The sequence below is a fragment of the Thermomonospora umbrina genome (assembly GCF_003386555.1).
Lineage (GTDB): Bacteria > Actinomycetota > Actinomycetes > Streptosporangiales > Streptosporangiaceae > Thermomonospora > Thermomonospora umbrina.
Genome location: NZ_QTTT01000001.1, coordinates 2,662,207 through 2,687,085 on the forward strand (window position 1 = coordinate 2,662,207; position 24,879 = coordinate 2,687,085).

Sequence of the window (24,879 nt, forward strand, 5' to 3'; positions counted from 1 at the left end):
GGCCGTAGTAACGCCACGATCTCGTTAGCGGCCAACCCGTCGGCGTTCGCCGGGGTGTCGTGTCACGATGCGCACGTGTTGCCCTACAGCGCCTACCTGAGGGTGTACGAGCCGGTGACGGCTTATCCGGAGCCGCTGCGGTCGATATGGACGGCCTACGCCGAGTCGGGGCGACGTCCCCGGTGGGCCCGGACGCTGGCCGCCGAGCACGGCGAGGCGATCCGCCGCCTGGCGTCCGCGCCGCCCGTGGTCGCGCCGTTGACCGAGAGCCCGCACGCCTACGTGCGGCGGGCGGCCGGGGCGCTCTACGTGTGCCCATGGGAGACGCGCCTGCGGTCGTGGCTGGCGGCGGCGGACTTCCTGCGCTCGCTGCCCCCCGGGCTGGCCGAGGCGTTCGTTCCCCCGCCGGACGCGGAACGGGTCACCGCCGAGCTCGAACGGTGGAGGTCCGGGGGACGGTCGCTGGAGCCGCACATCGCCACCAGTACATGGAACGTGCCGTTGGAGTGGTTCGTCCCGTTCGATCCGGCGGAACGCTGTTTGCTGCTCGGGGGTCAGGATGACCAAACCGGAACGCCACCTTCTTATGACCCCGGGGAACCACGGGGCCCGGCGGGCACCTGGGTCGCGGGGGCGGCCGGCGGCCAGGGTGACGCCGGCGGACCCGGCGGGCCCACCATGGCGGCGCCCCTGCGGACCCTCATCTACGTCACGACCCTGGGCGAGGCGCGCCGCCGCCTCGACCGGGCGGTGCCCGTGGTCCAGGCGGGCCCGCCCGGCGGACCGGCCGCCGGCCGACTGGAGGCCCTGACCCGTCGGCTCTCGGCGTTCCACCCGTCCTCGCTGGTGGAGCTGGACTACGGCGGGCTGGTGCACCTGCTGGACGACGAGTGGCTGCGCGCCGACGAGTCGGTGCGGGAGGTGACGGTGGCGCTGGCGGCGGCCGAACGGGGTGAGAGGGAGCTGACCGTGGCGATGTATCAGCGCCTCGGGACCCGATGGCGTGCGGTGCGGGCGCTGGAATCCGCGAACTGACCAAAATTCCTAAATCCGCGCGCGATGCGACCATACGTGTCGCTAGAATCACGCAGCGTGAGGCAGTCACACCGAACACGCAGTTACAGCCAGGGACTTGCTTGTGGCGCTGTGTGGTGGCAAGGTTACACCTTGTGATGTCATAGTGGCTCTTTCGGGCCATAGGGGACATCGGTGACCGCGCCAGATCAAGAGACATCGCAGGATCGTGATCGGTCCACGGAGGAGAGGCCGCACAACATGTCAGCACGAACGCCAGAGGCCGAGCCCCTGCTGACGCCCGCGGAGGTGGCGACGATGTTCCGCGTCGACCCCAAGACCGTCACCCGCTGGGCGAAGGCAGGCAAGTTGACCTCCATCCGCACCCTGGGTGGCCACCGCCGCTACCGCGAGGCAGAGGTTCGGGCGCTGCTGGCGGGCATTCCGCAGCAGCGCTCGGAGTAGCGCGCCCAGGCCCTCGCCAGGGGCCCGGCGCGCCGCCGCGGCACCACCCGCCACAGCAGGCGCCGCGTCAGGGGGGCGGCTAGGAGGCCGCTGAACACCTTCGACCCGGCTGGAAGAAGATCCGTCAGCGGCCCCCTGGACGAACAGACCCGGTCCCCCTCGGGGACCGGACCATACGACCCTCGAGGTCAACGTGGCCCTGTCCGCGTTCGCAGATGATCCACGCGAACGCGGACGGGGCGCTCACGTACCCGACGACACCCATCCCACACGCTCCGACGACGGCCACCTCGTTCACGAGAACCCGCCCGGAGCCCACACGACCCCACACCGAAGCACGGCACCCGCCGAGGCACGGCACACCCGCACCCACGCGGAAGCCCACCAAAGGCACCCCGAAGCGACCGACCGGAAGCCATCGAGAGCCCACCCAAGGTCGACCGTGCCGGCCACCGGCACGGGGTCCTTCGCGACGGACCGAGGTCCACGCGGGGGAACGACGCGGGAGGCTGTGCGGGGACCCGGCCGGACGTCCGCGCGGATGCGTTCGCGACGGGCCGAGGCCCGCCCGGAGAAAAGGGGCGGGAGGCCGTGCGGAGACCGGACCGGGACGTCCGCGTGGCATCCGTTTGCGACGGACCGAGGTCCACGCGAGGGAACGACGCGGGAGCCCGCCCAAGGGGCGATCGTGCCGGACGCCAGCGCGGGTCTGTTCACAACGGGCCGAGGTCCGGCGGGGGAACGGCGGGGGAGGCTGTGCGGGGGCCCGGCCGGACGTCCGCGCGGGGTCCGTTCATGTGCCCAGGCGACGGGGCGGGGTCTGCGTGGGGAGGCCGCGTGGGTTCGCTCGGTGGGGGGGTCGGGCCCTGCGGTGTGGGAGCGCGTCTCCGGGGGGGCGGGCGGGGTTCGCTAGGCGAATTCCTCTTGGGTGAGGCGGTCGAAGAGGGCGGCGATGCGGGGGTCGTGGGTGCCGGCCGCGTGGAGCAGGACGATGATCTGGTCGACCAGAAGGCGTTCCAGGCTGTCGCGGCTCAGGTCCTGGTGCTCGAGCCAGTCCATGCCCGCCGTCTCCACGCACGCCAGCCAGGAGCGGAGGGTGATGCGGAGGACCGCGCCGGGCTCGGGGGCGCCGATGGCGTGCAGGATCCGGTCGAGGACCAGGGAGCGGATGCCGTTGATGATCTCGCCGACCTCGCCGGAGCGGTCCGCCGGGCCACCGCGCAGCAGGGCGCTGAAGCCGGAGGCGTGGCTCTCCACGAAGTCGAAGTAGCGGGTGAGGCACAGTTGCAGTCGCTCCAGCGGCTTGCCCTCGGTGGGGGGCTCCAGGAGCACCGACAGTTGTCCGGCCGCGCTGCGCAGGGCGGCGACGTACAGCTCGTACTTGCCGCCGAAGTAGTGGTAGACCAGTGCCCGCGACGCTCCGGCGGCCACCGCCACGTCGTCGATGGACACCTCGTCGGGGGGCCGGGTGCTGAACAGTTGGAGCGCCGCGCCGATCAGCTCGTCCCGACGCTCGTCCACGCTGAGCCGGCGCCTGCCCCGCGCCGCGCGCCGTGCGGGAGGGGCGGCGCGTTCGCTCGTCACCTTGCCGTCCACCGATCCGTCCGCAGTCCGTTCGCGGGCCTCGACCGACCGGCCGCCGCCCGTTCTGTCACCTGCGCAGCGTATCCGAGGAGCGGCGTCGGGGAGCGCCCGCCGCGTCCGCGGAGCCCACCTCGGAGGCGCTGTGATCCAGAACACCACAGTCCCCAAACCCCTATTGACGTCGGCCCGTTACTCCTTGTTGCGACCATGAGGAGCGAGCGCAAGGCATCATGGGGCATCTCCTCCATAAGCGAGGAAGATGTCTCGGGACGGATCGCCGTGGATCGGGTGCCGGGGCGTCCAGGCGGCAGGTCCTGCAAGGTCCCCCCGACAGGAGTGCCATGTCAGCTCGTGAGAGTGTCCCCGCCACCGGATTCGGCAGGGGAGGCGAGACCCTCCCGGGCCCCGCCACGCCCAAGCCGACCATACGCAACGTCGCCGAGCGCGCCGGGGTCTCCAAGTCCCTGGTGTCCCTGGTGATGCGCGGTTCCCCCCATGTCAGCGAACGACGTAGACAGGCCGTCCTCAAGGCCGCCCGGGAGCTCGGCTACCGCCCCAACGCGGTCGCCCGCAGTCTCGTCGAGGGCCGCACCCGGCTGATCGGCGCCATCGTCGCCGACCTGCACAACCCGTTCTTCGCCGAGTTCCTGGACGGGCTGCAGGAGAGCCTGCACGGCGAGGGGCTGCGGATGCTGGTCGGCAGCGGCCGCTGGGACCCGCTGTTCGAGGCCGAGGCCGTCGAGGCGTTCCTGGAGATGCGGGTCGACGGTCTGGTGCTGCTCAGCGTCGTTCCCGACTCCCTCAAGGAGGCGGCCGCCAGCGTCCCGGTGGTCGTGGTCGGCGAACGGGACGTGGCCGGCGTCGACATCGTGGTCGACGACGACGAGCTGGGCGCGAGCCTGGCGGTCGACCACCTCGTACGGCTGGGGCATCGGCGCATCGCCCACATCGAGGGCGCGCGCTCCACCACCGCCCGCTACCGGCGCGCCGGGTACGAGACCGCGATGGCCAAGCACGGCCTGAGCGACCAGGTGATCGTCGAACCCGGCGACTTCACCGAGGAGGGCGGCTACCGGGCGGCGCGCAACCTGCTGACCAGGGCGGACCGCCCCACGGCGATCTTCGCGCCGAACGACCTGGTGGCGACCGGCGCGCTGTCGGCGGCCGACGAGCTGGAGCTGCGGGTGCCCGCCGACGTGTCGATCGTCGGGTACGACAACACGCACCTGGCGGCGATCCGGCACATCTCGCTGACCAGCGTCGACCAGCCTCGTCGGGATATGGGACGGGTCGCCGCGGAGTTGTTGTGCGCCCGCATCGAGGACCCGCTGCGCGACCCCCGGCAGAACCTCGTGGTCCCCCACCTGGTGGTGCGCTCCACCACCGGCCCCGCCCCCGGCGCCTGACGTTCCACGGGCCGGTCGGTCGCGGGTAAGGGGCAGGTCAAGCCTCCCGCAATCGCCGGGTCGGACGGTCGCGCCGGCGGCTTAATGGAGTCCGCCTCTCCCCGCTCGGGGGAGGACCGTCGTCAGGGGGTGGATCCGTGCGCGATCCCGAGTTGGTCTCGTGCGCCCAGCGCGCCGCCAGTGAGCTGGAACAGGCGTGGTCACAGTGGCGGCACGCGCGGGGGCTGGCCGAGCCGGTGGCCGAGTCCGTGGCGAGCTACGTCGCCCACTCGATCGACCACCCGTGGGGTCGGCCCCGCGTGGTGCTGGGCCTCGACGCGGACGAGGCCCGGGCGCTGGCCGCCCTGCTGGGCCGGGAGGACGTGCGGCGCTAGACCCCCGACAATATCGGTCAGGGGTGATATTTGCCACATCCCCTGTCATGGCTTCATGCCCATCCGGCGACGTCAGTTGACGTACGACGGCCCGTGTGCAGACTGACAGGGTCGGTAACGAATCTGTCACGGGGGGCATTCATCGTGAGCATCCGAAGATGCGGGTCGGCCGCGGTCGCGCTGGCCTTGAGCCTCGGAGCGCTCGCCGCGTGCGGTGGCGGGGACGACGACGGCGAGGGCGGACGAACGGCCTCGCCCCCGACGGCCTCCCTGGACTCCACACCCACCGCCGGAGACTCCCCCGCCCGGCCCGGCACGAGCGACCTCAAGGGCAAGACGATCGTGATCGACCCGGGCCACAACGGCGGCAACGCGGGCGCGCCCTCCGTCATCAACAAGCAGGTGGACGTCGGCAACGGCCGCAAGGCGTGCGACACCACCGGCACGGCCACCAACGCCGGGTACGCCGAGCACGCCTTCACCTGGGACGTGTCGCTGCGGCTGCGCAAGATCCTGCAGGCCCAGGGCGCCAAGGTGATCCTGACCCGCTCCAACGACAAGGGTGTCGGGCCCTGCATCGACCGGCGGGCCGCCATCGGCAACGACAACGACGCCGACGCGGTGATCTCGGTGCACGCCGACGGCGCCGGAGCGAGCCAGCACGGGTTCCACATCATCGAGCCCGCGTACGTCAAGGGCGTCAACACCCAGCAGGTCGTGAACGAGTCGCACGAGTTGGGGCTCGACCTCCGCGACGCCTTCCGCAAGGGCACCGGGACGCCGTACTCCAACTACCGGGGCGAGCAGGCGATCGACCGCCGCGACGACCTCGGCGGGCTGAACCTGTCGGACGTCCCGAAGGTCTTCATCGAGTGCGGCAACATGCGCAACAGCCGTGAGGCCGCCAACCTCGCCAGCCCCGCCTTCCGCCAGAAGATCGCGGACTCCCTCGCCAAGGGCCTCGACGACTACCTCTACTAGCCGTGCGGGTCGGGACGCGGCCGGCCGCCGCCACGAGACATCGTGGCGGCGGCCGGTTCCGTTATCCGGGTCAGGGCGTTCCGCTGACCTGGACCGGGGTGCTGCGGCCCGTCGTGGTCCCGTCGCCGAGCTGACCGTGGACGTTGTCGCCCCAGGCCCACAGGGCTCCGTCACCGCGGGTCACGGCGCTGTGCCAGGTTCCGGCGGCCACACCGGTGGCGCCGGCGAGGCCCGGCACGGTGATCGGCGTGGTCCGGCCCGTGGTGGTGCCGTCGCCGAGCTGACCGTGGCTGTTGTCGCCCCAGGCGCTCACGTCGCCGTTCGCGTTGGTGACCAGGCTGTGTCCGAGCCCGACCTCCACGCTGACGGCCGAGGACGGCCCGCTGACCGCGACCGGGGTCGTGCGGTCGGTGGTGGTGCCGTCGCCGAGCTTGCCCGCCGCGTTGTTGCCCCAGGCCCGCACCCCGCCGCCGGCCAGGACGGCGACCGAGTGGTTGAACCCGGCCGCGATCGCGCCGGGCCACGTCGAGACGCCGGTGAGCCCGGAGACCGTGACGGGGACGAGGCTCTGGGTCGTCGTGCCGTTGCCCAGTTGGCCGCTGTTGTTCGCGCCCCAGGCCCGTACGGTGCCGTCGGTCCGGACGGCCAGGACGAACGAGGCGCCCGCGGCCACGCCGGCCACCCCGGTCAGTCCGCTCACCTGGACGGGGGCCGTGCGATCGGTGGTGGTGCCGTCGCCGAGCCGGCCGTTGGCGTTGTACCCCCAGGTCCAGACGGTGCCGTCGGATCTCACGGCGACCGAGAAGTCGATGCCGGCGGACACCGCCACGACCCCGGTGAGCCCGTTGACCTGGACGGGCGTCGTCCGGTCGACGGTGGTGCCGTCGCCGAGCTGCCCGTGGTCGTTGTCGCCCCAGGCCCAGACGGTGCCGTCGCCCTTGACCGCCAGCGAGTGGCCGTCGCCGCCCGCCACCGCGCCCGGGGCCCGGACGACGCCGGTGAGCCCGGAGACGGTGACCGGCGTGGTGCTGCCGGCGGTGCCGCCGTTGCCGAGCTGACCCTCGGAGCCGGCGCCCCAGGCCCGTATGGTGCCGTCGAGTCGTACCGCGAGGCCGTGGTTGGCGCCCGCCGCGACGCCGCCGCGCAGGGCGTTGATCGCGGCGCGCAGGTTCGGCTGCGGCCCGATGTGGTGGGTGTCGCCGGCGGGCTGCGGGGTGCCGGTGGCCTTGAGGAGCCGCCGGACGTTCGCGGGGCTGAGCACGTCGCCCTGGTGATCCGCGATGCCCTGGAGGGACGCCACGGTGCCCGCGATGACGGCGCTGGCGCTCGACGTGCCGTTGAACGTGCCGTTGTACATCTTGTTCGGGTCGGTCTCGGTGGGGGTGAGGTTCTGGTTGCCGGGCCTGCCGATCGTGGCGACGCAGGATCCGTACGCCTGGACGTCCACCCGTGAGCCGTACGTCGAGAACGACATCGCCGTGCGCTCGGCCGGCGGCGAGGCGCCCAGGCAGTTGGTGCCGCCCGGGCTCGGGGGCGCGCCCGCGCCGACCATGAGGGCGCCGGAGTCGGGCCGGCCCATGATGGTGGTCGCGTACGGGTCGGACGGGTCGTCCAGGCTGTTGCCGCCGTTGCCGGCCGCCTCGACCACGGTGATGCCCGCCTGGGTCGCCCGCGTGATCATGTCGTAGCCCGCGGCCGTGTACTCGATGGGGTACCACTTGCCCGTGGAGGTGACGCGCAGGGCGACCTCCAGCAGCGCCACGTCGCCGGGCTCACCGGAGGCGGTGACCTCGTCGAGCACGGTGCCGTCCCAGTAGGTGAGCTGCAGCCGGGCCCGCGAGGCGAGTCCGGCCAGGCCCACGCCGTTGTCGTCCTGCGCGCCGGTGACGCTGGCGGAGGCGTTGCCGTGGAAGCCCGTGGCGCACCGGGTGCCGATCATCGGCTGCATCAGGACCGGCGGGCCCGCCGGGGCCGGGCGGCCGGCGAACTCCTCGTGGCAGAGGTTCCACCAGTTGATCAGGTCGGGCACCCCGGCGGGGCTGGTGCGGTCGGCGGTGTCGCCCAGGCTGAGCTGACCGTTGTCGTTGTCGCCCCAGCTCGTCACCGGCGGGTAGTAGAGCTCCCTGGCCACGAGGGTGTGGTCGCCCCCCGCCGCCGCGAAGTGGCCCGTGTAGTGGCCCGGAACCTCGGTGGGGCTGGTCCTGCCGGCGGTGTCGCCCAGGCCGAGCTGGCCGTCGGCGTTGTTGCCCCAGGCCCACAGCTCGCCGGAACGGGTGGCGACGCTGTGGAAGTGGCCCGCGGACACGGCGGTGACCCCGCTCAGGCCGGGCACGTCCACCGGGCTGAGGCGCTGGGTGGTGGTGCCGTCGCCGAGCTGGCCCGCCCCGTTGGAGCCCCACGCCTTGACGCCGCCGCCGGTGAGGCGGGCCAGATTGTGCAGTGCCTTGGCGCTGACCTGGGCGACGCCGCCGAGGCCGGGGATCGTCACGGGGACGAGGCTGCTCGTCGTGGTGCCGGTGCCGAGCTGCCCGCCGCTGTTGTTGCCCCACGCCTTCACCGTGCCGTCCGCCAGCAGGGCGAGGGAGTGGCCCTGCGCCGCGGCGACGGCGCCGACCGCCGTGGAGACGCCGGTCAGCCCGGGGACGGTGACCGGGGTGGTGGTGGACGTGGTGGTGCCGGTGCCGAGTTGCCCGGAGGAGTTGGCGCCCCACGCCTTCACCGTGCCGTCGGCCAGTACGGCCAGCACGTGACCGTCGGGGCCGGCGCTGACGCTCACCGCGTTGGTGATGCCGGTGACCTGGACGGGGACGTGGCTGTCGGCGGTGCCTCCGTTGCCGAGCTGGCCGGTGGCGTTGTCTCCCCAGGCCCACACGGTGCCGTCCAGCTTGACGGCGACGGTGTAGTCGGCGGCGGCGTCGACGGCCTTGACGTGGGTCAGGCTCCGCAGCCACACCAGCACGTCGTTGTCGGCGGTGCCGCCCACGCCGAGCTGGCCGTTGCCGTTGTCGCCGGCGGTCCACACCTCGTTGTAGCCCTGGGTGCCCTGGGCCTGGGCGAGCAGCACCGTGTGGTCCCGGCCGGCCGCGATGGCGCCCAAGGCGTTCACGGGGTTGAGGATGTGGGCGTCGCCGGCCTCGATGTCGGTCACGGTGATGCCCTCGCCCCTGCCGCCGGGCAGCGAGTTGGCGGCGTCGGCGTCCAGTCCGGTGCCGGCGGGCGAGCCCACGGGGTTGCGGTAGCGCTGTTCGTTCCGCAGCGGCTCGGAGGGTGTCCGGGTCTCCGGGAGCGCCTGGGCGATCTCGACGGAGGGCAGGGCGTTCAGGTCCCGCAGGAGCCCTTCGATGTCCTTGGGGACGGTGATGGTGAACCAGGTGTTGGGGTCGGGCAGCGCGCGTCCGGCGCGCTTCTCCAGGCGGGCCTGTTCGCGTTCGACGGCCTGCTCGGAACGTCGGGACAGGCGCTCGATCCGGGCGCCGGGGTGACGTTCGAGGACCTTGCGCAGGGCGTTCTCGTCGGTGTCGTCGGCGGCCGTGACGTCGTTCCCGCGAACGCGGACGTCGCGGCCCGGCCTGAACTTCACGGAGAGCCGGGTCGTGGAGAAGTCGTCCGGCAGGGGCCCGTGGGTTCCGGGGATCCTGCCCTTGTCCTTGCTGTGGTCGTACGGCCGGGGTGTGGGCGCGGACGCGGCCGTGCCCGGTGCCACCAGGCCGAGCGCGGCGGCCGCCATGACCGCGAGCGTCGCTGTGCCCATTCGTCGTCGTCGTGACCGAGGGTTCTGGAGTTCGGGCACCTCATGGCTCCCTTACGAGATGTCGCACGAGAAGACCGCGCTCCGGAGTGCGGAGCGCGGCCTGAATGCTGACTCGATGTCAGTTGGAACGAACGTAAACAGGGCATATCGCCGGAAAACACTGCGATGGATGACAAGACCTCGGGCCCATGCGTGGCTTCCGGGAGTCGGACCCGTCCGGGGCTGGGCGCAAACGGGCCAAGGGTGACCGAGATCGGCCACAACGCGCGAGGATGGTCCCGTGGGTGATCAACGTGAGGTGCTGAGCCGGGTCCGTTCGGCGTTCGACGGGGCCGGATACACGGTCGATGGGGTGCGGGGACTGCTCGGGCCCATGGCGGGCGGGGCGCTGGCGCGCGAGGAGGTGGTGCCCGCGCTGCGGGTCACCTCGGGCGGGTCTCCGCTGGAGGTCTTCACCCGGCTGTTCTGGCTTCAGGTGCCGGTGTCGGAGGCGCTCGTTCCGGGCGCGGCCGATCTCGTCGCGGCCGGTCTGGTCGAGCGTTCGGGGGGCGAGCTGCGGGCGCTGCTCCATGTGGAGCCGGTCGAAGGGTCCGACGGCGACCACCTCGGTCACGCGGTCTCGGATCCGAAGGTGCGGCCGGGGGCCGGGACGACGCTGCGGGCCGATCACGTGGTCGGGACGGGCGGTGCTTCGGCGGGTCTCGCCCGGCTGGTTATCCACAGGGCTGTGGACAACGCTCTCGACCTGGGAACGGGCTGCGGTGTGCAGGCGCTGCACCTCGCCGACCGTGCCGACCGGATCACCGCGACCGACGTCAACCCGCGCGCGCTGCGACTCGCCCGAATGAGCTTCGCACTGTCCGGCCTGGACGCGGTGGAGTTGGTGGAGGGCTCCCTGTTCGAGCCCGTGGAGGGTCGCCGGTTCGATCTCATCGTGTCCAACCCGCCGTTCGTGATCTCACCGGGCGGCGGGCTGACGTACCGCGAGTCGGGGCTGCCCGGCGACGACGTGTGCCGCCGCCTGGTCGCCGAGGCGCCCACCCTGCTGAACGAGGGCGGATGGTGCCAGTTGCTCGCGAACTGGCTGCATATCGAGGGTCGTCCGTGGGACGAGCGGGTCGGCGAATGGTTCCCGCCGGGCTGCGACGCGTGGGCCGTCCAACGCGACGTGCAGGACCCCGCCGAGTACGCCGAACTGTGGCTGCGCGACTCCTGCGAGGTGGGCACGCCGGAGTACGCGGCACGGTACGAGGCGTGGCTCGACTCCTTCGAGCGACAGCGTGTCACCGGCGTCGGCTTCGGATGGATCACCCTGCGGCGGACCGACGACGAACGCCCCGTCGTCCGGGTCGAGGAGCTCCGGCACGCCGTCGACCAGCCCGTCGGCGCCTACATCGAACGGATCCTCGACGGGATGACCGCCGCCCGAAAGTTTTCCACAGGTTGTGCACAGGGCTTGCGGGCGGCCGTGGACCTCGTCCAAGAGCAGATCGGCCCGCCCGGAGCCGAAGATCCCGAACGCATCGTGCTCCGCCAGACCACCGGTCTGCGCCGCGCGGCGGGTGTCGGCACCGTGGAGGCCGCCCTCGCCGGCGTCTGCGACGGCTCGATGCCGCTGCCGCCCCTGGTGGAGGCCATCGCCGAACTGATGGGGCTGCCCGCCGAGCAGGTCCGCGACCACACCGACGCCGTCCTCCCGGAGCTGATCGCCGACGGCTTCTTCGAACTCCCCTGAACGGTCAGGCAACGCCCGGCGTCGGGGCCGCGCCGTGCCGTCGCCCGTTCCGTCGTCGGTGGAAGCGGCTGCACACGCCGAGCGCCGCGCCCAGCCCGGCGAACGCCAGCCCGCCGACGATCCCCACCCACGCCGACCAGCCCTCGGCGTCACCGACGGTGAAGCCCAGCGGCGCGGCGGCCATGGTGGCCAGCCCGTACGGCGTCAGCATCACCGCGCCCGCCCAGCCGGGCACCGCCAGCGGCAGCCGCGACCCCCACGGCATCGCCAAGGCCGCCAGCAGCAGCACCCCGACCAACGCCCCGACGACGGTGAAGTCGAGCCCGTGTCGTTCCATCCACACCAGGATCTGGGGGGCGCCGTTCGCCTCGAGTTGCGCGGCGACGTCACCGTCGGGCTTTCCGGCGGATCCGCCGAACGCCCAGTAGGTCTTCATCGCGACGTACGGGAAGAGGGCGGCGACTCCGGCCCAAGCGGCCGTGGAGGACTTCATGTCGTTGATCCTGCCGCCGGGGGGTCTTGGGGGCCTCCCCCGTGGGCCGGTGATCGCCTCCCCTTCACGGGGGAGCCCTGTGCCTTAGCGGCGGGGGCCGATGGCGTCCTCGATGGTGCGGAAGGCGCTGCCCCTCAGGCGGCGGGACAGGTCGCGGTGGATCCGGTGGGCCCAGAGGGGGCCGCCGTAGATCATGCCCGTGTAGCCCTGCACGAGGGTCGCGCCGGCGCGGAGTCGTTCCCAGACGTCGTCGGCGGTCTCGACGCCTCCGACCGAGACCAGCACCAGCCGGTCCCCCACCCGGCCGCGCAGCCTTCGGAGCACCTCCAGGGAACGGGCCTTCACGGGTGCGCCGGACAGCCCGCCGGTCTCCGAGGTCAACGCGGGGGCACTGGCCAGCCCTTCGCGGGCGATGGTGGTGTTGGTCGCGATGATGCCGTCCAGGCCCAGCTCCAGCGCCAGGTCGGCGACCGCGTCGACGTCCGCGTCCGCGAGATCGGGAGCGATCTTCACCAGCAGCGGCACCCGCCGGGGACTCGACCGGTCGGCCGCCGCGCGAACGGCCCGCAGCAGGGGCCCGAGCTGCTCGACCGCCTGAAGGTTCCGCAGGCCGGGCGTGTTGGGCGAGCTGACGTTGACGACCAGATAGTCGGCGTACGGCGCGAGCCGCTCCGCACTCGCCACGTAGTCGCCGATCGCGTCCTCTTCGGGCACCAGCTTGGTCTTGCCGATGTTGACACCCACGACCATGCCTTGCCCGCGCCCGGCGAGCCGCTCCGCCGCCGCCTCGGACCCGTGGTTGTTGAACCCCATCCGATTGATGACCGCCCGGTCTTCCGGCAGCCGGAACAGCCTCGGCTTCGGGTTGCCCGGCTGGCCGTGCCCGGTCACGGTGCCGATCTCGACGTGTCCGAACCCGAACGCCCCCAGCGCCTCGTACGCCTCGGCGTCCTTGTCGAACCCGGCGGCGAGCCCGAGCGGCCCGGGGAACTCCAGCCCCAACGCCCGCACCCGCAGCGCCGGGTCGTTCGGGGCCAGCATCCGCCGTACCCATCCGGCGAGCCCGGGAACGGCCTGGATGATCCGCAGGGCCCGCATCGTGGCCCGGTGCACGGCCTCCGCCGAGAACCGAGCGATGACCAGAGAGAAGAGGAGTCGATACATCGGCGTGGACTGTTCCCTCCGTACGACTCCACGAGCGTCACCCGCCGTACCCGGCAGGCGCTCCAAAGCGTACGAGACCCCCGCCCACGCACCCGACAACGGGTCCTCACCACGGGCGTGGCCTCAGGGGCACCGGTGGTCGGCCCATCGCCGCGTCAAGGCGGCCAGTTCGGCGGCCCAGGGCGCGGGGTTGTCGCTGCTGCGCCTGCGCCACAGTTCGGCGTGCGCTGCCGCGAACGCGTCCAGGACGGCTGAGGGGACCTCGGCCCAACTCGGAAACCGACTGACCCACTGCTCGGCCTGTCGAGGGCTGTGCCCGCCACGGATCAACCACTTGATGAGGATGGCCGGCTCGACCCAGGGCGCGCCCCGCGACACGAACGCCCAATCCACGATGTAGGCGCGCCCGTCCGCCGCGATGAGCACGTTGGCGGGGTTCAGGTCCGTGTGCAGCAGCGCGTTCCCCGCCATCGGCGTCACGTCATCGGTGACGGGCTCCCACCGACGCTCGACTCGCCGATTCACCAGATCGGGGCAGCTCAGGGCCTGGAACGCCTCGATGGTCTTGGCCAAGACCTCGAGGTCGGGCGACCCGGGCGCGTAGTCCGCGTGGCGTCCCTCCACGTACTCGAATCCGAGCGCGAGCCACCCCCCGGCCTCGACCTGCCAGAGAAGCCGGGGGGCGAACTCACGAGCGTGGGGGTTGACCGCCGCTTCCCAACGCAACGAGCGGACCTCCGGGCCGTCCCGCTCCCCCGCCTTCCGAGCCGCCTTGACGAACACCGACCCATCCGTGGTGTGCAGCGTGGACGCCACATCCGCATGGTTGCCCGTCGCCGCCGGCTCGATCGCCCGGACACGTCCGGTGTGGGCCGTGATGCCCTCCCGAAGCTCCTCGGGGAGGTCCGTCCACGCTGTGCGCATTGATCATCCCCGTTCGAGCCCTAGGCGCCTACGTTGCCGATGGTGCCGCAGTTCTCCGGGCAACAGCTCTCGCTGCCCGGGTCATTCCAGAATTCCATGTCCACCTGGTAGCCGGTGGCCTCCATGAGGGGAACGGCGCGTTCCAGCGCCGCGCCGGACCGGATGTCGTCGTCCATGACCGGCAGGTGGTGCATGTACCGGCCGGCGTACCGGTCGCAGAACTCCACGTACGCCTTGCTGCGAAGGATGAAGGCGTGCCAGGCGGGATCCACCGCACGTGACGGGGCGATCCGCAGCCACTGGGATCGGTCGCCTTCGGAGTCGTGAAGCGTCTTGGCGTGTGCGATGAGGAAAACCAAGGCCTGCCCCATCATGCGTTCCGCGTACGGTCGGGTGACGGGGTGGTACCGCATGATGTCCTCGACCAGCAGGCCGAACGTCTCGGGACTGATGAGTCCCCGAGGGTCCCTGCCCCCAGCGGCCTCGGTGGTCGGTGTTTCCATGACGGTCATCGGCTCCTCCTAGAGCCTCCCGGGCGCGGCCGGTTGCCGCGCGCTGGAACCCCGGCCCGCACGAGTGCCATCGAGGCGGACCGGGGGCTTGCGACCTCCGGACGTGCGGGATCCGGTCCCCGGTCGCGCCCTTCCTGGACGACAGAGGGAACGAGCCGCACGCCCGGAGGGGTCTAGATGCGCCGGACGGACCGCGTGGTCATGGCCGGGCCTCGCCGTACACCTTGAGCGCGCGGGCGACCATGTCGGTCACGCTCTCCGGGTCGTCCACCGGCCCGATCGCGTTTCCCGAGACGGCCCAGGTGAACCACCAGTCGTCGGCGGTGAAGTCCGCGCCGATCTCCACAGCGTGGCGGGGCATCTCCGAATTGATCACGTGCAGCACGGGAAGACCGGCCCGGGTCACGATTCCGCAGGCGAGGCCGGGCTTCGACCGAATGGTCTCGTCCAGCATCCGCAGAAAGGTCCGCCGGTCATTGGTCAGGACCGGCTGATCAACCGAGGCCGCGTTGTTCAGCCTTCTGTCGAAGCTCATGGCACAGAACGCTAGGAGGGGCGGTGAGCCATGTCATTGGCACTTGTGTGAGCCACTCCGGCCAAGTGCTCCAGAAAGCCATCGGCCCAGGTCAGTACTCCAGACTGACGAAGTCAGCCAAATCGCGCATTTCGGATGTAAGGGTCCTTCGACGACTGATCACCTTGGCGAGGATGTCGCGCGCCAAGCGCTGGTTGACGATCCACTCCGGGGCCGAGGAACGGAGCTCTTGGAGCACATCGACGGCGTCCGTGTAGCGCTTGAGGCTCACGTGCGCATTGGCCACATCCAGCCGATGACGTTTACGACTGGGGGATTGTGGCCGGAAGACACGTTCGGGAATTCGCTCCGCTATCGCCAGGACGCGGTCGGGCCGGTCCGCGACCATCGCGTTCTCCGCCCGCATCATCGCCACCTTGAGCGGGCCGAAGGTACGCGCGTAGTCGGAAGGCGAGGCATACTCGCGTCCCATCGCGGCCCCTGCCGCGTAGGCGAGCCGGAGGGCGTCGTCGGCCTCACCCGGCTGGTTGTTGCGCACTGCGGCGGCAGAGACGCGGACCAGGAGACCGCCCCACGTGGCCAGCTCGGCGAGCGTGGCGCGGGACAACTTCGGCTCAATGTCGTCGGCCCACGTCGCGGCGAGATCAAGCGTCTCCCGCAAGCGCCCTTGGCGTATGAGCAGCCAACAGCGGGTATTGATCGCCGCCGCCGCCTCCAGTCGATCGGGGGCACTGTCCACGGCACGGGCAAGAGCCATGTCCGCCGCATCGAACTGGCGGGTCTGGACCATGAGCAGGCCGGCGAGATGGTAAGCGCGCGCCTGCACGAGTCGCCCGTCGGGGCCCAACGCATCGGCGTCCCGGAGCAGCGACGGAATCGCCGCGCCCAGGTCTGCGTATCGGTTCTCCGTGGACAGGGGGACGCCGGCCCGGAGCGCGCTTTTGACACCACCTATGGTCGGCTCTTCGTCGGGCTCCGGCATCCGGCGGCCCAGAAGTGCATCCCGGACGGGCGCCCATTGATCACCATCGACCGGCGCCTCATCCTCGGGCTCGGGCCGGAGGATCAGTTCGGCTGTGGTGATCCTGAGCGCCATCGCCAACTTGCGGAGGGTCTCGACCCTGGTGTCTTCCCGTTCACCCTGTTCGAGCTTGCGCAGCAGCGAAATCGACACTCCGGAGAGTTGAGCCAATTCCCGCTGTGTCAACCCACGCCGCTTGCGTATCGCCTGCAAACGCTCACCCAGCCTAGGCGTGCTCATGCGAACCAGCGTAGGCGTCCACCGGGCGGTTCATGCGGGTCCGGCCGAACGTAATCGCCTTGGCCATGGCCCGCCCGGCGGAGTGGGGAACTCATCGCTGCACCACGCCCCATCGTCACCGCCCACCGGAACACCGGCGCGGAACGAACGGCGCCGGCCGGTGTCCGTCGGTGCCGTCGGAGATCCGCGTGGCGGGGCCGCCGGCCGCCACGAGTCGTACGCCGACGGGTCGGGCGGTGTTGCGGGAGGTGTTCGCGCTGAGCGGCGGGACGGGTCGGGGTAGCGTGACGATCATGGAGCAGTGGGGGGTCGTGGAGGTCTTCGGGCTTGAGGCGGGGCGGCTCGCGGAGGCCATGGTGGGGGTGTCGGAGGCGGAGTGGGGGCGGCCCACGCGGTGTGCGCCCTGGCGGGTGCGCGAGTTGTTCGGGCATGTGCGGGTGACGGTCGGGCGGCTGCCGGGGATGCTCGGTGGCGAGGCGCCGGCCGTGGCCGAGGTGACGGCGGTGGGGTACTACCGGCCCGATGCGCGCTTCGACGCCGGGACGAACGCCGCGCGGGTCTCGACGGCGCAGGAGCACGCGTCGGTACAGGGCGACGGGAAGGCGTTGGTCGAGGACTTCGAGCTGGCCTGGCGGCGGGCCTACGAAATGTGTCTGGCGGAGCCCGAGGGGCGGGTCGTGCGGACGCGGCACGGTGACGCGATGCTGCTGTCGGAGTTCCTGCTGACGAGGGTGGTCGAGCTGGTCGTTCACGGCCTGGACTTGGCGGACGCGCTCGGCCGGGAGCCCTGGCTCACCTCCGAGGGCGGCGGGGTCGTGGAGGCGCTGCTGCTCGGCTCCTCGGGTACGGCCGGGGTGCGGGGGCTCGGCTGGGATCAGGTGACGTTCCTGCGCAAGGCGACCGGGCGGGCACCGATCAGCCTTTCCGAGACCGAGGCCGTCGAACGGGCGGGCGTCCACTGGCTGACGTTGGGCTGACCCGGGCGGGTTGTTCGGCCCCATGGGCGGGCAGGGCGACGGCAGGATGACACGACCGAGATCGCCCACAGACCTAGGGGGAGACATGCTGCCCGACCCGGTGGAGACGGTGGACCTCAACATCTACGGTGACGACGAGCTGCCCTGGAGTCGGGTGCAGGAGGCGCTGAAGGCGCTGCCCAAGATGGAGACGGCGCAGTTCCTCGGCACGGTGGGGTCCGACGGACGACCGCACTCGGCGGGCATCGGCTGCGTGGCGCACGACGGCAACGTCTTCTTCACCAGCGGCCCGACGACCCGCAAGCAACGCCGGCTGGAGGAGAACCCGGCCTGCACGCTGTCGTTCCGGCTGCCCGGCGTGGACCTCGTCCTGGAGGGTGACGCGCACCGCGAGACCGACCCCGCCGTGCTGGCGACGGTCGCGGCGCTCTACCGGGAGGAGGGCTGGCCGGCGGAGGCGGACGGCGACGCGCTCACGGCCCCCTACAGCGCGCAGAGCGCGGGGCCGCCGCCCTGGTACCTCTACCGGTTCACGGCCCACATCGCCGTGGGCGTCGCGACCGCCGCTCCGCACGGGGCGACGCGTTGGCGGTTCGCCCGGGGCTGACCCATGCCCCTCACGACCTGCCGAGGCCGCGCCTGATCGCGATCTCGACCGGTGAGTACGCGCCGTCCGCACGGTCGAGCCGGAACGGTCGGGCCGGATCGAGCTTCGGCTGGCCCAGGAAGCGCGGCAGGGTCCCCCGGTGCGGCTGGCCGGCGTGGACCAGGAACGGGTGGCAGAGGTAGACGTCGCCGGCCCTTCCCGTGGCGTACGCGAGCGGGCGGTGAGCGCCGGTGGCCGACACGCGCCGGGCCAGCTCCCTGGCGTCCAGGCCCGCCTCGCCCTCGGGTTCGAGGATCCGCGCGGTGTCCAGGTGGGAGCCGACGCGGAGGCGGGTGGGCGCGTCGTCCTCTCCCACGTCGGAGAACAGGAAGAACATGCGCAGCGCGCAGCCCTTGGACTCCACGTTGGCCCGCCACGTCATGTAGTCGACGGGGCCGTCGCCCGGGTCGTCGCCGGGGAAGCTCACGTCGATGTGCCAGCCGTCGACGACCGCCGCCTTGTCGGAAGGGAACCGGACCACGAAGCCGCCCAGATCGGTCCGCGGCACCCAGCGCCCCGGGCCCACCAAGGTGTCGAAGGCGGCGTGCAGCGGCGGCGTGTTGGCCGCGAGCCGGAACGGCTCCTCCGCATGGCCCCCGAGCCCGATCACCGGACGCGGCCAGGTCCGCGGATCGTTCGGGTCGGCGTCGATGTCCCGCCAGATGATCGCGCGGCACTCCGCCGCGATCTCCGCGGAGAACGCGCCCTCGATGTGAACGAAGCCTTCCTCGATGAAGGCCCGGACCTGTGCGTCGTCGAGCATCGACCCAGCATGCGCACAGATCGGCGGTCACCGCCAGCCGATATCCGCCGGCGCGGCGCGCCTTTGTTCTAGTACTAGAATATGACCGTGCCCACCGACCTGACACCCGCCGAGTTGACCGTGCTCGGTCTGCTCGTGGAGAAGCCGAGGCACGGCTACGAGCTGGACGAGGTCATCAGCGCCCGCGGGATGCGCGAGTGGACCGAGATCGGCTTCAGCTCGATCTACTACCTGCTGACCCGGCTCCGCGACCGCGGGCTGATCGCCGAGATCGACACCTCGCGCGCGGCGCGAGGAAAAGCCCGCCGGGTGTACGGGCCGACGGCCGAGGGGCGCCGGGCGTGCGCGCGGGCGGCCGAGACGGCGGTGGCCGAGCTCCGGCCGGTGTTCCCGCCCCTTCTGGTGGGTCTGGCCAACCAACCGGTCATCGCGCCCGAACGTCTCCGAGCCGCGCTCGCGCGACGGGCCGAGGCCCTGAGCGAGCGGATCGCCGCCATCGGCGCGGCCCGCGACACCCAGCCCGAGATGCCCGATTTCGTTCGCGCCATCTTCGACCACTCGCTGGGCCAACTGGCCGCCGAACAGCAGTGGCTGGCCGCCTACCGGGCGGAATCGACCGAGCCCGGCGACCGATCCCCCACCAGGAAGGCAGACGGCCATGACGCGCTATGACGTCAAACGAGAACTCAGGCACTGCTACGCGCCCACCGACACGGACTGGGCGCTGGTCGATGTGCCCGCGCAGCAGTTCATCGCCATCGACGGTCGCGGCGACCCCAACACCGGCACCGACTACGCGCGCGCCGTCGAGGCGCTCTACACCGTCGCCTACACCATCAAGTTCACCAGCAAGAACGTCCTCGGCCGCGACTTCGTCGTCGGGCCGCTCGAAGGGCTGTGGTGGTCCGACGACCCGGAGGTGTTCATCACCCGCGCCAAACACGCCTGGCAGTGGCGCATGCTCATCAGCCAGCCCGACTGGATCGACCCGGACCTCATCGCCGAGGCCGAACAGGCCGCGCTGAGGAAGAAGGGTCTCCCGGCCATCGCCGAGATCCGCCGTGAGACCCTCCACGAGGGCACCAGCGCCCAACTCCTGCACATCGGGCCCTACGACGACGAAGGCCCCGCACTCGCCAGGCTCCACCACGACTTCCTCGCCGCCCACGACCTGCGAATGTCCGGGCACCACCACGAGATCTACCTGAGCGACCCCCGCCGAGCCGCGCCCGCCAAGCTCAGGACCATCCTCCGACAGCCCGTTCGGGCGGCGGCCTGAAGCACTGACCAGATCATGCGGTGGGCGCTCGACGCCTCCGCCCGAGTAATGAGCCGCGACTAAGCGGCCGGGGTTCGTTCGACCGCTCGGCGGATCGCGGCGCGGTACGCGGCCTCGGGAGCGGTGTCCCACGAACGGGTGACGAGCACGATCGACTCCCCGGCGTCCGTACCGGGGCAGTGCGCGGCGAGGGCCTCGAAGAAGGCGGTGGGGTCGATGACGGTCTCGGGCGGGTGCACGCCGGGGGCGGAGACCCGTCCGGCGGCGAGCAGGCGCAGGCCGATGGCCAGCGGGGTCGCGGTCACGGCCGCCATCGAGGTGCCGGGGAGCGCGGTCAACGTGGCTCCGACCGTCGCGGTACGGCCGTTCCGGATGCCCACCGCATGGGCGAACAGGGGCGGCAGTTCCCCGGGGTGGACGAGATCGTCGACCGGCGGGGTGGGGAGCCGCCGCTCGGCGGCCTGCACGATCCGCGCGGCGCGTTCGGTGCCGAGCAGCCGCCGGTCGACGGCGCGGCCCAGCAGCTTGACGGCGGCCATGGTCGAGCGCCGGGCGAAGGTGACGTTGACGCTGTCGCGCAGGCCGGGGAACGCGCGGTCGAGGGTGACGGCCTCGGGGTGCCCGAACGTCCACGCGGGTCGCACCCCCGCGCCGGGGTAGTCGATCATGACCCGCCGCAGCGGCCGTTCGTACGTCAGACGGCCGGCGCGCAGGACGGGGATCGTGCCGGTGATCTGCTCGACGCCGTGGACGATCGCGGCGCTCACCCCGGCGGCCGGCGGCGGGTCGGGCGTGCCGGCCTCCAGGTTCCAGCCCGTGGTGAGGGAACGGACCTCGTCGAGTTCGGCGGCGGCCAGGAGGGCGAGCAGGTTCACGATCCCGGGGCTGGCCCCGAGGCCGATCACGGCGGTCACGCCGGCGGCCCGGGCGAGGGCGTCGGACTCCAGCATGCGCAGGGTGGGCTCGGGGTCGTCGCAGATGTCGAGGTAATGGCAGCCGGCGTCGATCGCCGCGCGCAGCACCGGCGGGCCGAAGCGGAAGTACGGGCCGACGGTGTTGACCACGATGTCCGCCGGCGTCAGCACCCGCTCCAGCGCGCGGCGGTCGGTGATGTCGACGGCGACACGCTCCGCCCGCGGACCGAGTTCGGCGGCGAGCCCCGCGGCGGCGTCGGCCGCCGTGTCGGCGATCACGATCGAGTCGATCTCGGGGAACGCGGCCGCCAGCCGGCACGCCTCGCGGCCCATCCCTCCCGCGCCTCCCAGCATGACCACGCGCATGAGAACCTCCTCTTCGAACGATTTCTAAACGGTCGTTTTCAGGACGACCGTAACAGGTTCGTTCGGGTGCTTGCTAGGGTGAGATCCATGCCGCCGACGCCCGAGACCCTGTCCACCCGCACCCTCGTCCTCGCCATGGCCGGGGCCGACGGTTCGCTCGACACCGGGCCGCTCTTCGACGTCGCCGCCGCCTGCGGGATGAGCGACGACCAGGTGCGCCTGTGCCTGCGGCGGATGACCGCGGACGGCACGCTGACGCCTCAGGGCGGTCGCGGGCGGCGCGCCGCCTTCCGGTTGCGGCCGGGTGCGAGCGCGGAGGTGCTGCCCGAGCTCGAGTTCCTCGACTACGCCTTGGGCCAGGACGCGGGCCGGCACCCATGGGACGGGACGTGGGGCCTGGTCGGCTTCACCATCCCCGAAGGGGAGCGCGGCCAGCGCGACCGGCTCCGTCGGCAACTCCTGTACCTGGGCGGCGGACTCGTCCCCGGCGGCCTGTACGTCTCACCGAACCCGTGGGAGGACCTCGTCTCGGCCGCCGCCGCCGACCTCGGGGTGACCGGGCATCTGACCATGGCCCGCACCGGACGGCTCTCGATCGGCACCACCACCGACCCGGCCGCGCTCGCCGCCGACATCTGGCCGCTCGCCGACGTCCACACGGGATACCAGCGGTTCGAGGCGGCGCTGCGGCGGAGACTCGGGCGGCTCGACGGCCGCCCGGTCGACCCGCCGACCGTGCTCCGCGACGCCTTGATCACCATCGTCGCGTTCGCCGAGGCCTCCGGCCCGGACCCGCTGCTGCCCCCCGAGCTGGTCCCCCGCGCCGATTGGGCCGGCCGCAGCGCCCGTGCCCTGCTGCTCACCGCCGCCGAGCGCTACACCTCCGTCCTCGGCGCCGACGATCTTCCGTACGGCCTCCGCCGCCTGCTGACGACCTAGCTCACGAGCCGTTCGTCACCTGCCGCGCCGGGCCGCGGCGGTCCCGTCCCCGCCGAGGCCGACCGGCTCGTTCGACAGGAGCATCTGGTGCCCGGTCGCCGCCGCACGCAAGGTGGCCTTCCGTATCGCCCTCAGCCGGTGATCGTCCTGAGCCTGCCGCGGTGGTCGGCGACGTGGACGCGGTTGGCGCAGCGGGTGGAGCAGAACCGGCGTCGTCCGTTGCGCGAGGTGTCGATGTAGACGGTGTCGCAGCCCTCCCGGCCGCACACGCCGATCCGTTCCGCGTCCTCGCACAGGGCGTGGGCGAGGCCGGCGGCGGTGTACGCCCGGAGTCGTTGGACCAGCGGCGACCCCTCGTGTGCGAAGTGCAGGTGGGGCGGGCGTCCATCGTGCCGGGAGATGTACGGCAGGGACGCGGCGGAGGCCAGCAGGGCGTTGACGGTGTCCACCCGGAACCGCAGGTCGTCGTTGAGGAACACCGGCCGCAGCCGCCCCGCCCAGGCCGCGAGCCGTTCGGCCTCGGCGGGCTCGACCGTCATCAGCGGCCGGTAGTCGTGGGTCACCAGGAGCTCGGTGAGGGTCCGGGGGGCGGCGTCCGGGCCCGCGTTGACGAGATCGGCGGCGATCTGGGCGGCCACACCGCCGTAAGGGTTGAACTGCACTGAATCATTACATCAGGGTGATCCCCATGAACGCCACTCCCCACTGCCCCGTCTGCGGGCTCGACGCCGTGCCGTCCGGCTCCTCCCATTCCGGCTCCGCCGGGACCCTCCGCTACCGGCGCTGCGTGTGCGGGCTGTGGCTGGTGGTGGAGAACGGCGAGGTGATCGCCACCGCCGGGGTCTCCGACTTCACCGCGTCCCCCCACCCCGTCAGGCGGCGCCGAACCACCCGGGAATGTCGAGGCGGAAGTAGTCGGCGGGCGTGACCCTGCGGAGGTCGTCCTCCATGGCCGCCAGGCGGTCCTCGCCGAGGACGTCGGACCAGTTCTCCCGCAGGCGTTCGAAGATGCCCGCCGAGCGCCGCAGGGCGTCCAGCCCTCGCGGGGTGAGGCGGACGAGCCTGCGGCGGGCGTCGGACGGATCGTCGCCGCGCTCCAGATAGCCGAGCCGCTCCAGCGAGTCGACGGTCTTGCCGGCGGCCTGCTTGGAGACGCCCAGCAGACGGCCCAGGTCGGCGGCGGTGGTGCCGCCGGGGCCGATGGCCTGGAAGACGAAGCCGTGCATGGGCCGCAGGTCGGGATGGCCCTGCCGGGCCAACTCCTCGTGCAGCTCGTCGATCAGCACGCGGAACGCCATCAGCAGCCGGAGCGGCAGTTCGTGGGCGGGGCTTGACATGATGGACAACCTCATTGACTATATGGACAACCTTGTTGTCCAACTCTAGGGGGCGCCACCATGTCCGTCGACCACCTGATCCGCCGTTCCGACCGCCGTCGCTCCGAGACGCCCAACGCCGTGATGACCACGTTCGCCTCCCCCTCCCAGGGCGGCGCCGGGCACGCGATGTGGCGGGTCGACATGGCCCCCGGGGCCCGGGGCCCGCTGCACTCCTTCGACGCCGAGCAGATCTGGGCCGTCGTCGAGGGCGGCGCGACCGTCGAGTTGGACGGCGCGTCGTTCGCCGTCGAGCCCGGCGACACCGTCGTGCTGCCGGCCGGCACGACCCGCCGCATCAACGCCGACACCGACCACGGTTTCGCCGCCATCGTGTCCGCGCCCGCCGGGGCCGAGGCCCGGGTCGACGGCTCCCCCGACACGGTCGTCCCGCCCTGGACGATCTGACCGGCGAATAATGCGGTGAGAAGGGACCGATCCATCCCTTAATGTCTGACCCATGATGGAGAAACCCCTGGTCAGCACGCCGTCCCGCGCCTCCGTGCCGCCCGACGCGCTGGCCGCCGTCACGGTGACGGTGATCGCGTGGGCCTCGGCGTTCGTCGCCATCCGCTGGGTGGGGCGGAGCTACGATCCCGGGCCCCTGGCGCTCGGGCGGCTGCTGATCGGGGGTGCGGCCCTCGGCGTCCTGCTGCTGGTCCGCCGGACCTGGGTGGCCCCCACGCGCCGGGAGTGGGGGCTGCTGACGTTGTGCGGGGTCGCCTGGTTCGCCGTCTACAACGTGGCCCTGAACGCCGCCGAGCGCGACGTCGACGCCGGGACGACGGCCATGCTCGTCAACATCGGCCCCATCCTGATCGCGGTGCTCGCCGGGGCCCTGCTCGGCGAGGGCTTTCCGCGCTGGCTGCTCATCGGGATGGGCGTCGCGTTCGGCGGGGCCGTCCTGATCGGACTGGGCACGGCGGGCCAAGGCGGCGCGGACCCGATCGGCGTGGCCCTGTGCCTGGTCGCCGCCGTCACCTATGCGATCGGCGTGCTGGCGCAAAAGCCGGTACTGCGCCGACTGCCGGCCCTCCAGGTCACCTGGATGGCCTGCACGATCGGCGCCATCGCCTGTCTGCCGTACACGCCCGGGCTGTTGGACGACCTCGGTGACGCGTCGGCGGGGGCCACCGGCGGGCTCTTCTACCTGGGCCTGATCCCCACCGCCCTGGCCTTCAGCACGTGGGCGTACGCGCTGGCCCGGATGGACGCCGGACGCCTCGGCGTGACCACCTATCTGGTGCCGCCGGTCACGATCGTGATCGCGGCGGTGCTGCTGAGCGAGTTCCCCGAGCCGCTGGCGTTGGCCGGGGGGCTGCTCTGCCTGGCCGGGGTCGCGCTGTCCCGCCGCCGGGCGTGACCCCCGGCGCACTTTCTCTGCACTCGGGTAAGGACGGCGAATCCCCACGCTGTCACG

25 protein-coding genes are annotated in these 24,879 nt (G+C 72.1%); 13 read left to right on the forward strand and 12 right to left on the reverse strand.

Annotated features, from left to right (window positions below):
* Nucleotides 1-75: 75 nt before the first annotated feature.
* Both DFJ69_RS11765 and bldC read left to right on the forward strand, forming a co-directional pair.
* On the forward strand, nucleotides 76-1,035 hold the full coding sequence (locus tag DFJ69_RS11765; RefSeq protein WP_116022518.1) for a DUF8083 family protein: 960 nt from the start codon (nucleotides 76-78) through the stop codon (nucleotides 1,033-1,035).
* Nucleotides 1,036-1,275: 240 nt separating this feature from the next.
* Nucleotides 1,276-1,479, forward strand: a complete 204-nt coding sequence (gene bldC, locus DFJ69_RS11770; RefSeq protein ID WP_012850682.1) for a developmental transcriptional regulator BldC — start codon at nucleotides 1,276-1,278, stop codon at nucleotides 1,477-1,479.
* Between the two features lie 909 nt (nucleotides 1,480-2,388).
* Here bldC and DFJ69_RS36145 read toward each other — a convergent pair.
* Complete coding sequence (locus tag DFJ69_RS36145) at nucleotides 2,389-3,075, reverse strand: TetR/AcrR family transcriptional regulator (RefSeq protein ID WP_170177619.1); 687 nt, start codon at nucleotides 3,073-3,075, stop codon at nucleotides 2,389-2,391.
* A 329-nt stretch (nucleotides 3,076-3,404) separates the two neighbouring features.
* On the opposite strand from DFJ69_RS36145, the gene DFJ69_RS11780 reads away from it, so the two are divergent.
* The 3 genes from DFJ69_RS11780 (at nucleotide 3,405) to DFJ69_RS11790 (ending at nucleotide 5,824) form a co-directional block, all read left to right on the forward strand.
* The gene (locus tag DFJ69_RS11780; RefSeq protein WP_116022519.1) at nucleotides 3,405-4,469 is read left to right on the forward strand and encodes a LacI family DNA-binding transcriptional regulator; all 1,065 of its coding nucleotides are present in this window, start codon (nucleotides 3,405-3,407) and stop codon (nucleotides 4,467-4,469) included.
* A gap of 137 nt (nucleotides 4,470-4,606) precedes the next feature.
* The gene (locus DFJ69_RS11785; protein ID WP_116022520.1) at nucleotides 4,607-4,843 is read left to right on the forward strand and encodes a hypothetical protein; all 237 of its coding nucleotides are present in this window, start codon (nucleotides 4,607-4,609) and stop codon (nucleotides 4,841-4,843) included.
* A gap of 144 nt (nucleotides 4,844-4,987) precedes the next feature.
* The gene (locus tag DFJ69_RS11790; protein ID WP_342769853.1) at nucleotides 4,988-5,824 is read left to right on the forward strand and encodes an N-acetylmuramoyl-L-alanine amidase; all 837 of its coding nucleotides are present in this window, start codon (nucleotides 4,988-4,990) and stop codon (nucleotides 5,822-5,824) included.
* Between the two features lie 70 nt (nucleotides 5,825-5,894).
* Here the strand turns inward: DFJ69_RS11790 and DFJ69_RS11795 are convergent, their stop codons facing one another.
* Nucleotides 5,895-9,575 (reverse strand): RCC1 domain-containing protein, encoded by a 3,681-nt coding sequence (locus DFJ69_RS11795; RefSeq protein WP_116022521.1) that lies wholly within the window; start codon nucleotides 9,573-9,575, stop codon nucleotides 5,895-5,897.
* Nucleotides 9,576-9,855: 280 nt separating this feature from the next.
* Between DFJ69_RS11795 and DFJ69_RS11800 the strand changes: the two genes are divergently transcribed.
* On the forward strand, nucleotides 9,856-11,310 hold the full coding sequence (locus DFJ69_RS11800; RefSeq protein WP_245974266.1) for a DUF7059 domain-containing protein: 1,455 nt from the start codon (nucleotides 9,856-9,858) through the stop codon (nucleotides 11,308-11,310).
* 4 nt (nucleotides 11,311-11,314) lie between these two features.
* Here the strand turns inward: DFJ69_RS11800 and DFJ69_RS11805 are convergent, their stop codons facing one another.
* The 6 genes from DFJ69_RS11805 to DFJ69_RS11830 all read right to left on the reverse strand — a co-directional run bounded on the left by DFJ69_RS11805 (nucleotide 11,315) and on the right by DFJ69_RS11830 (nucleotide 16,199).
* Entirely contained in the window at nucleotides 11,315-11,803 is a 489-nt protein-coding gene (locus DFJ69_RS11805; protein WP_116022522.1) for a hypothetical protein, read from the reverse strand.
* A gap of 84 nt (nucleotides 11,804-11,887) precedes the next feature.
* A complete protein-coding gene (locus tag DFJ69_RS11810; RefSeq protein ID WP_116022523.1) occupies nucleotides 11,888-12,967 on the reverse strand; it encodes a quinone-dependent dihydroorotate dehydrogenase in 1,080 nt (359 codons plus the stop codon).
* Nucleotides 12,968-13,090: 123 nt separating this feature from the next.
* Nucleotides 13,091-13,891 (reverse strand): phosphotransferase, encoded by an 801-nt coding sequence (locus tag DFJ69_RS11815; RefSeq protein ID WP_116022524.1) that lies wholly within the window; start codon nucleotides 13,889-13,891, stop codon nucleotides 13,091-13,093.
* 20 nt (nucleotides 13,892-13,911) lie between these two features.
* Nucleotides 13,912-14,403 (reverse strand): glycine-rich domain-containing protein, encoded by a 492-nt coding sequence (locus DFJ69_RS11820; protein ID WP_116022525.1) that lies wholly within the window; start codon nucleotides 14,401-14,403, stop codon nucleotides 13,912-13,914.
* A gap of 199 nt (nucleotides 14,404-14,602) precedes the next feature.
* Entirely contained in the window at nucleotides 14,603-14,938 is a 336-nt protein-coding gene (locus DFJ69_RS11825) for a hypothetical protein (RefSeq protein WP_116022526.1), read from the reverse strand.
* A gap of 91 nt (nucleotides 14,939-15,029) precedes the next feature.
* Complete coding sequence (locus DFJ69_RS11830; RefSeq protein ID WP_211328595.1) at nucleotides 15,030-16,199, reverse strand: helix-turn-helix domain-containing protein; 1,170 nt, start codon at nucleotides 16,197-16,199, stop codon at nucleotides 15,030-15,032.
* Nucleotides 16,200-16,492: 293 nt separating this feature from the next.
* Between DFJ69_RS11830 and DFJ69_RS11835 the strand changes: the two genes are divergently transcribed.
* Together DFJ69_RS11835 and DFJ69_RS11840 are read left to right on the forward strand one after the other, a co-directional pair.
* Nucleotides 16,493-17,176, forward strand: a complete 684-nt coding sequence (locus DFJ69_RS11835; protein ID WP_116026569.1) for a maleylpyruvate isomerase N-terminal domain-containing protein — start codon at nucleotides 16,493-16,495, stop codon at nucleotides 17,174-17,176.
* 85 nt (nucleotides 17,177-17,261) lie between these two features.
* Nucleotides 17,262-17,783: a pyridoxamine 5'-phosphate oxidase family protein gene (locus DFJ69_RS11840; protein ID WP_116022528.1), complete on the forward strand. Its 522-nt coding sequence runs from the start codon at nucleotides 17,262-17,264 to the stop codon at nucleotides 17,781-17,783.
* A gap of 10 nt (nucleotides 17,784-17,793) precedes the next feature.
* On the opposite strand, the gene DFJ69_RS11845 is transcribed toward DFJ69_RS11840, so the two are convergent.
* A complete protein-coding gene (locus tag DFJ69_RS11845; RefSeq protein ID WP_116022529.1) occupies nucleotides 17,794-18,585 on the reverse strand; it encodes a phytanoyl-CoA dioxygenase family protein in 792 nt (263 codons plus the stop codon).
* Nucleotides 18,586-18,672: 87 nt separating this feature from the next.
* On the opposite strand from DFJ69_RS11845, the gene DFJ69_RS11850 reads away from it, so the two are divergent.
* Together DFJ69_RS11850 and DFJ69_RS11855 are read left to right on the forward strand one after the other, a co-directional pair.
* A complete protein-coding gene (locus DFJ69_RS11850) occupies nucleotides 18,673-19,257 on the forward strand; it encodes a PadR family transcriptional regulator (RefSeq protein WP_245974268.1) in 585 nt (194 codons plus the stop codon).
* Complete coding sequence (locus DFJ69_RS11855) at nucleotides 19,244-19,864, forward strand: GyrI-like domain-containing protein (RefSeq protein WP_116022531.1); 621 nt, start codon at nucleotides 19,244-19,246, stop codon at nucleotides 19,862-19,864. The genes DFJ69_RS11850 and DFJ69_RS11855 overlap by 14 nt, the downstream gene beginning before the upstream one ends.
* Before the next feature lie 59 nt (nucleotides 19,865-19,923).
* On the opposite strand, the gene DFJ69_RS11860 is transcribed toward DFJ69_RS11855, so the two are convergent.
* The gene (locus DFJ69_RS11860; protein ID WP_116022532.1) at nucleotides 19,924-21,144 is read right to left on the reverse strand and encodes a saccharopine dehydrogenase family protein; all 1,221 of its coding nucleotides are present in this window, start codon (nucleotides 21,142-21,144) and stop codon (nucleotides 19,924-19,926) included.
* A gap of 87 nt (nucleotides 21,145-21,231) precedes the next feature.
* On the opposite strand from DFJ69_RS11860, the gene DFJ69_RS11865 reads away from it, so the two are divergent.
* Nucleotides 21,232-22,083 (forward strand): PaaX family transcriptional regulator C-terminal domain-containing protein, encoded by an 852-nt coding sequence (locus DFJ69_RS11865; protein WP_116022533.1) that lies wholly within the window; start codon nucleotides 21,232-21,234, stop codon nucleotides 22,081-22,083.
* A 131-nt stretch (nucleotides 22,084-22,214) separates the two neighbouring features.
* Here the strand turns inward: DFJ69_RS11865 and DFJ69_RS11870 are convergent, their stop codons facing one another.
* Nucleotides 22,215-22,745 (reverse strand): CGNR zinc finger domain-containing protein, encoded by a 531-nt coding sequence (locus DFJ69_RS11870; RefSeq protein WP_116022534.1) that lies wholly within the window; start codon nucleotides 22,743-22,745, stop codon nucleotides 22,215-22,217.
* Nucleotides 22,746-22,955: 210 nt separating this feature from the next.
* A complete protein-coding gene (locus tag DFJ69_RS11875) occupies nucleotides 22,956-23,420 on the reverse strand; it encodes a MarR family winged helix-turn-helix transcriptional regulator (protein WP_116026570.1) in 465 nt (154 codons plus the stop codon).
* Nucleotides 23,421-23,480: 60 nt separating this feature from the next.
* On the opposite strand from DFJ69_RS11875, the gene DFJ69_RS11880 reads away from it, so the two are divergent.
* Both DFJ69_RS11880 and DFJ69_RS11885 read left to right on the forward strand, forming a co-directional pair.
* The gene (locus DFJ69_RS11880; RefSeq protein WP_116022535.1) at nucleotides 23,481-23,867 is read left to right on the forward strand and encodes a cupin domain-containing protein; all 387 of its coding nucleotides are present in this window, start codon (nucleotides 23,481-23,483) and stop codon (nucleotides 23,865-23,867) included.
* 52 nt (nucleotides 23,868-23,919) lie between these two features.
* Complete coding sequence (locus tag DFJ69_RS11885) at nucleotides 23,920-24,822, forward strand: DMT family transporter (RefSeq protein ID WP_245974270.1); 903 nt, start codon at nucleotides 23,920-23,922, stop codon at nucleotides 24,820-24,822.
* Nucleotides 24,823-24,879 lie beyond the last annotated feature (57 nt).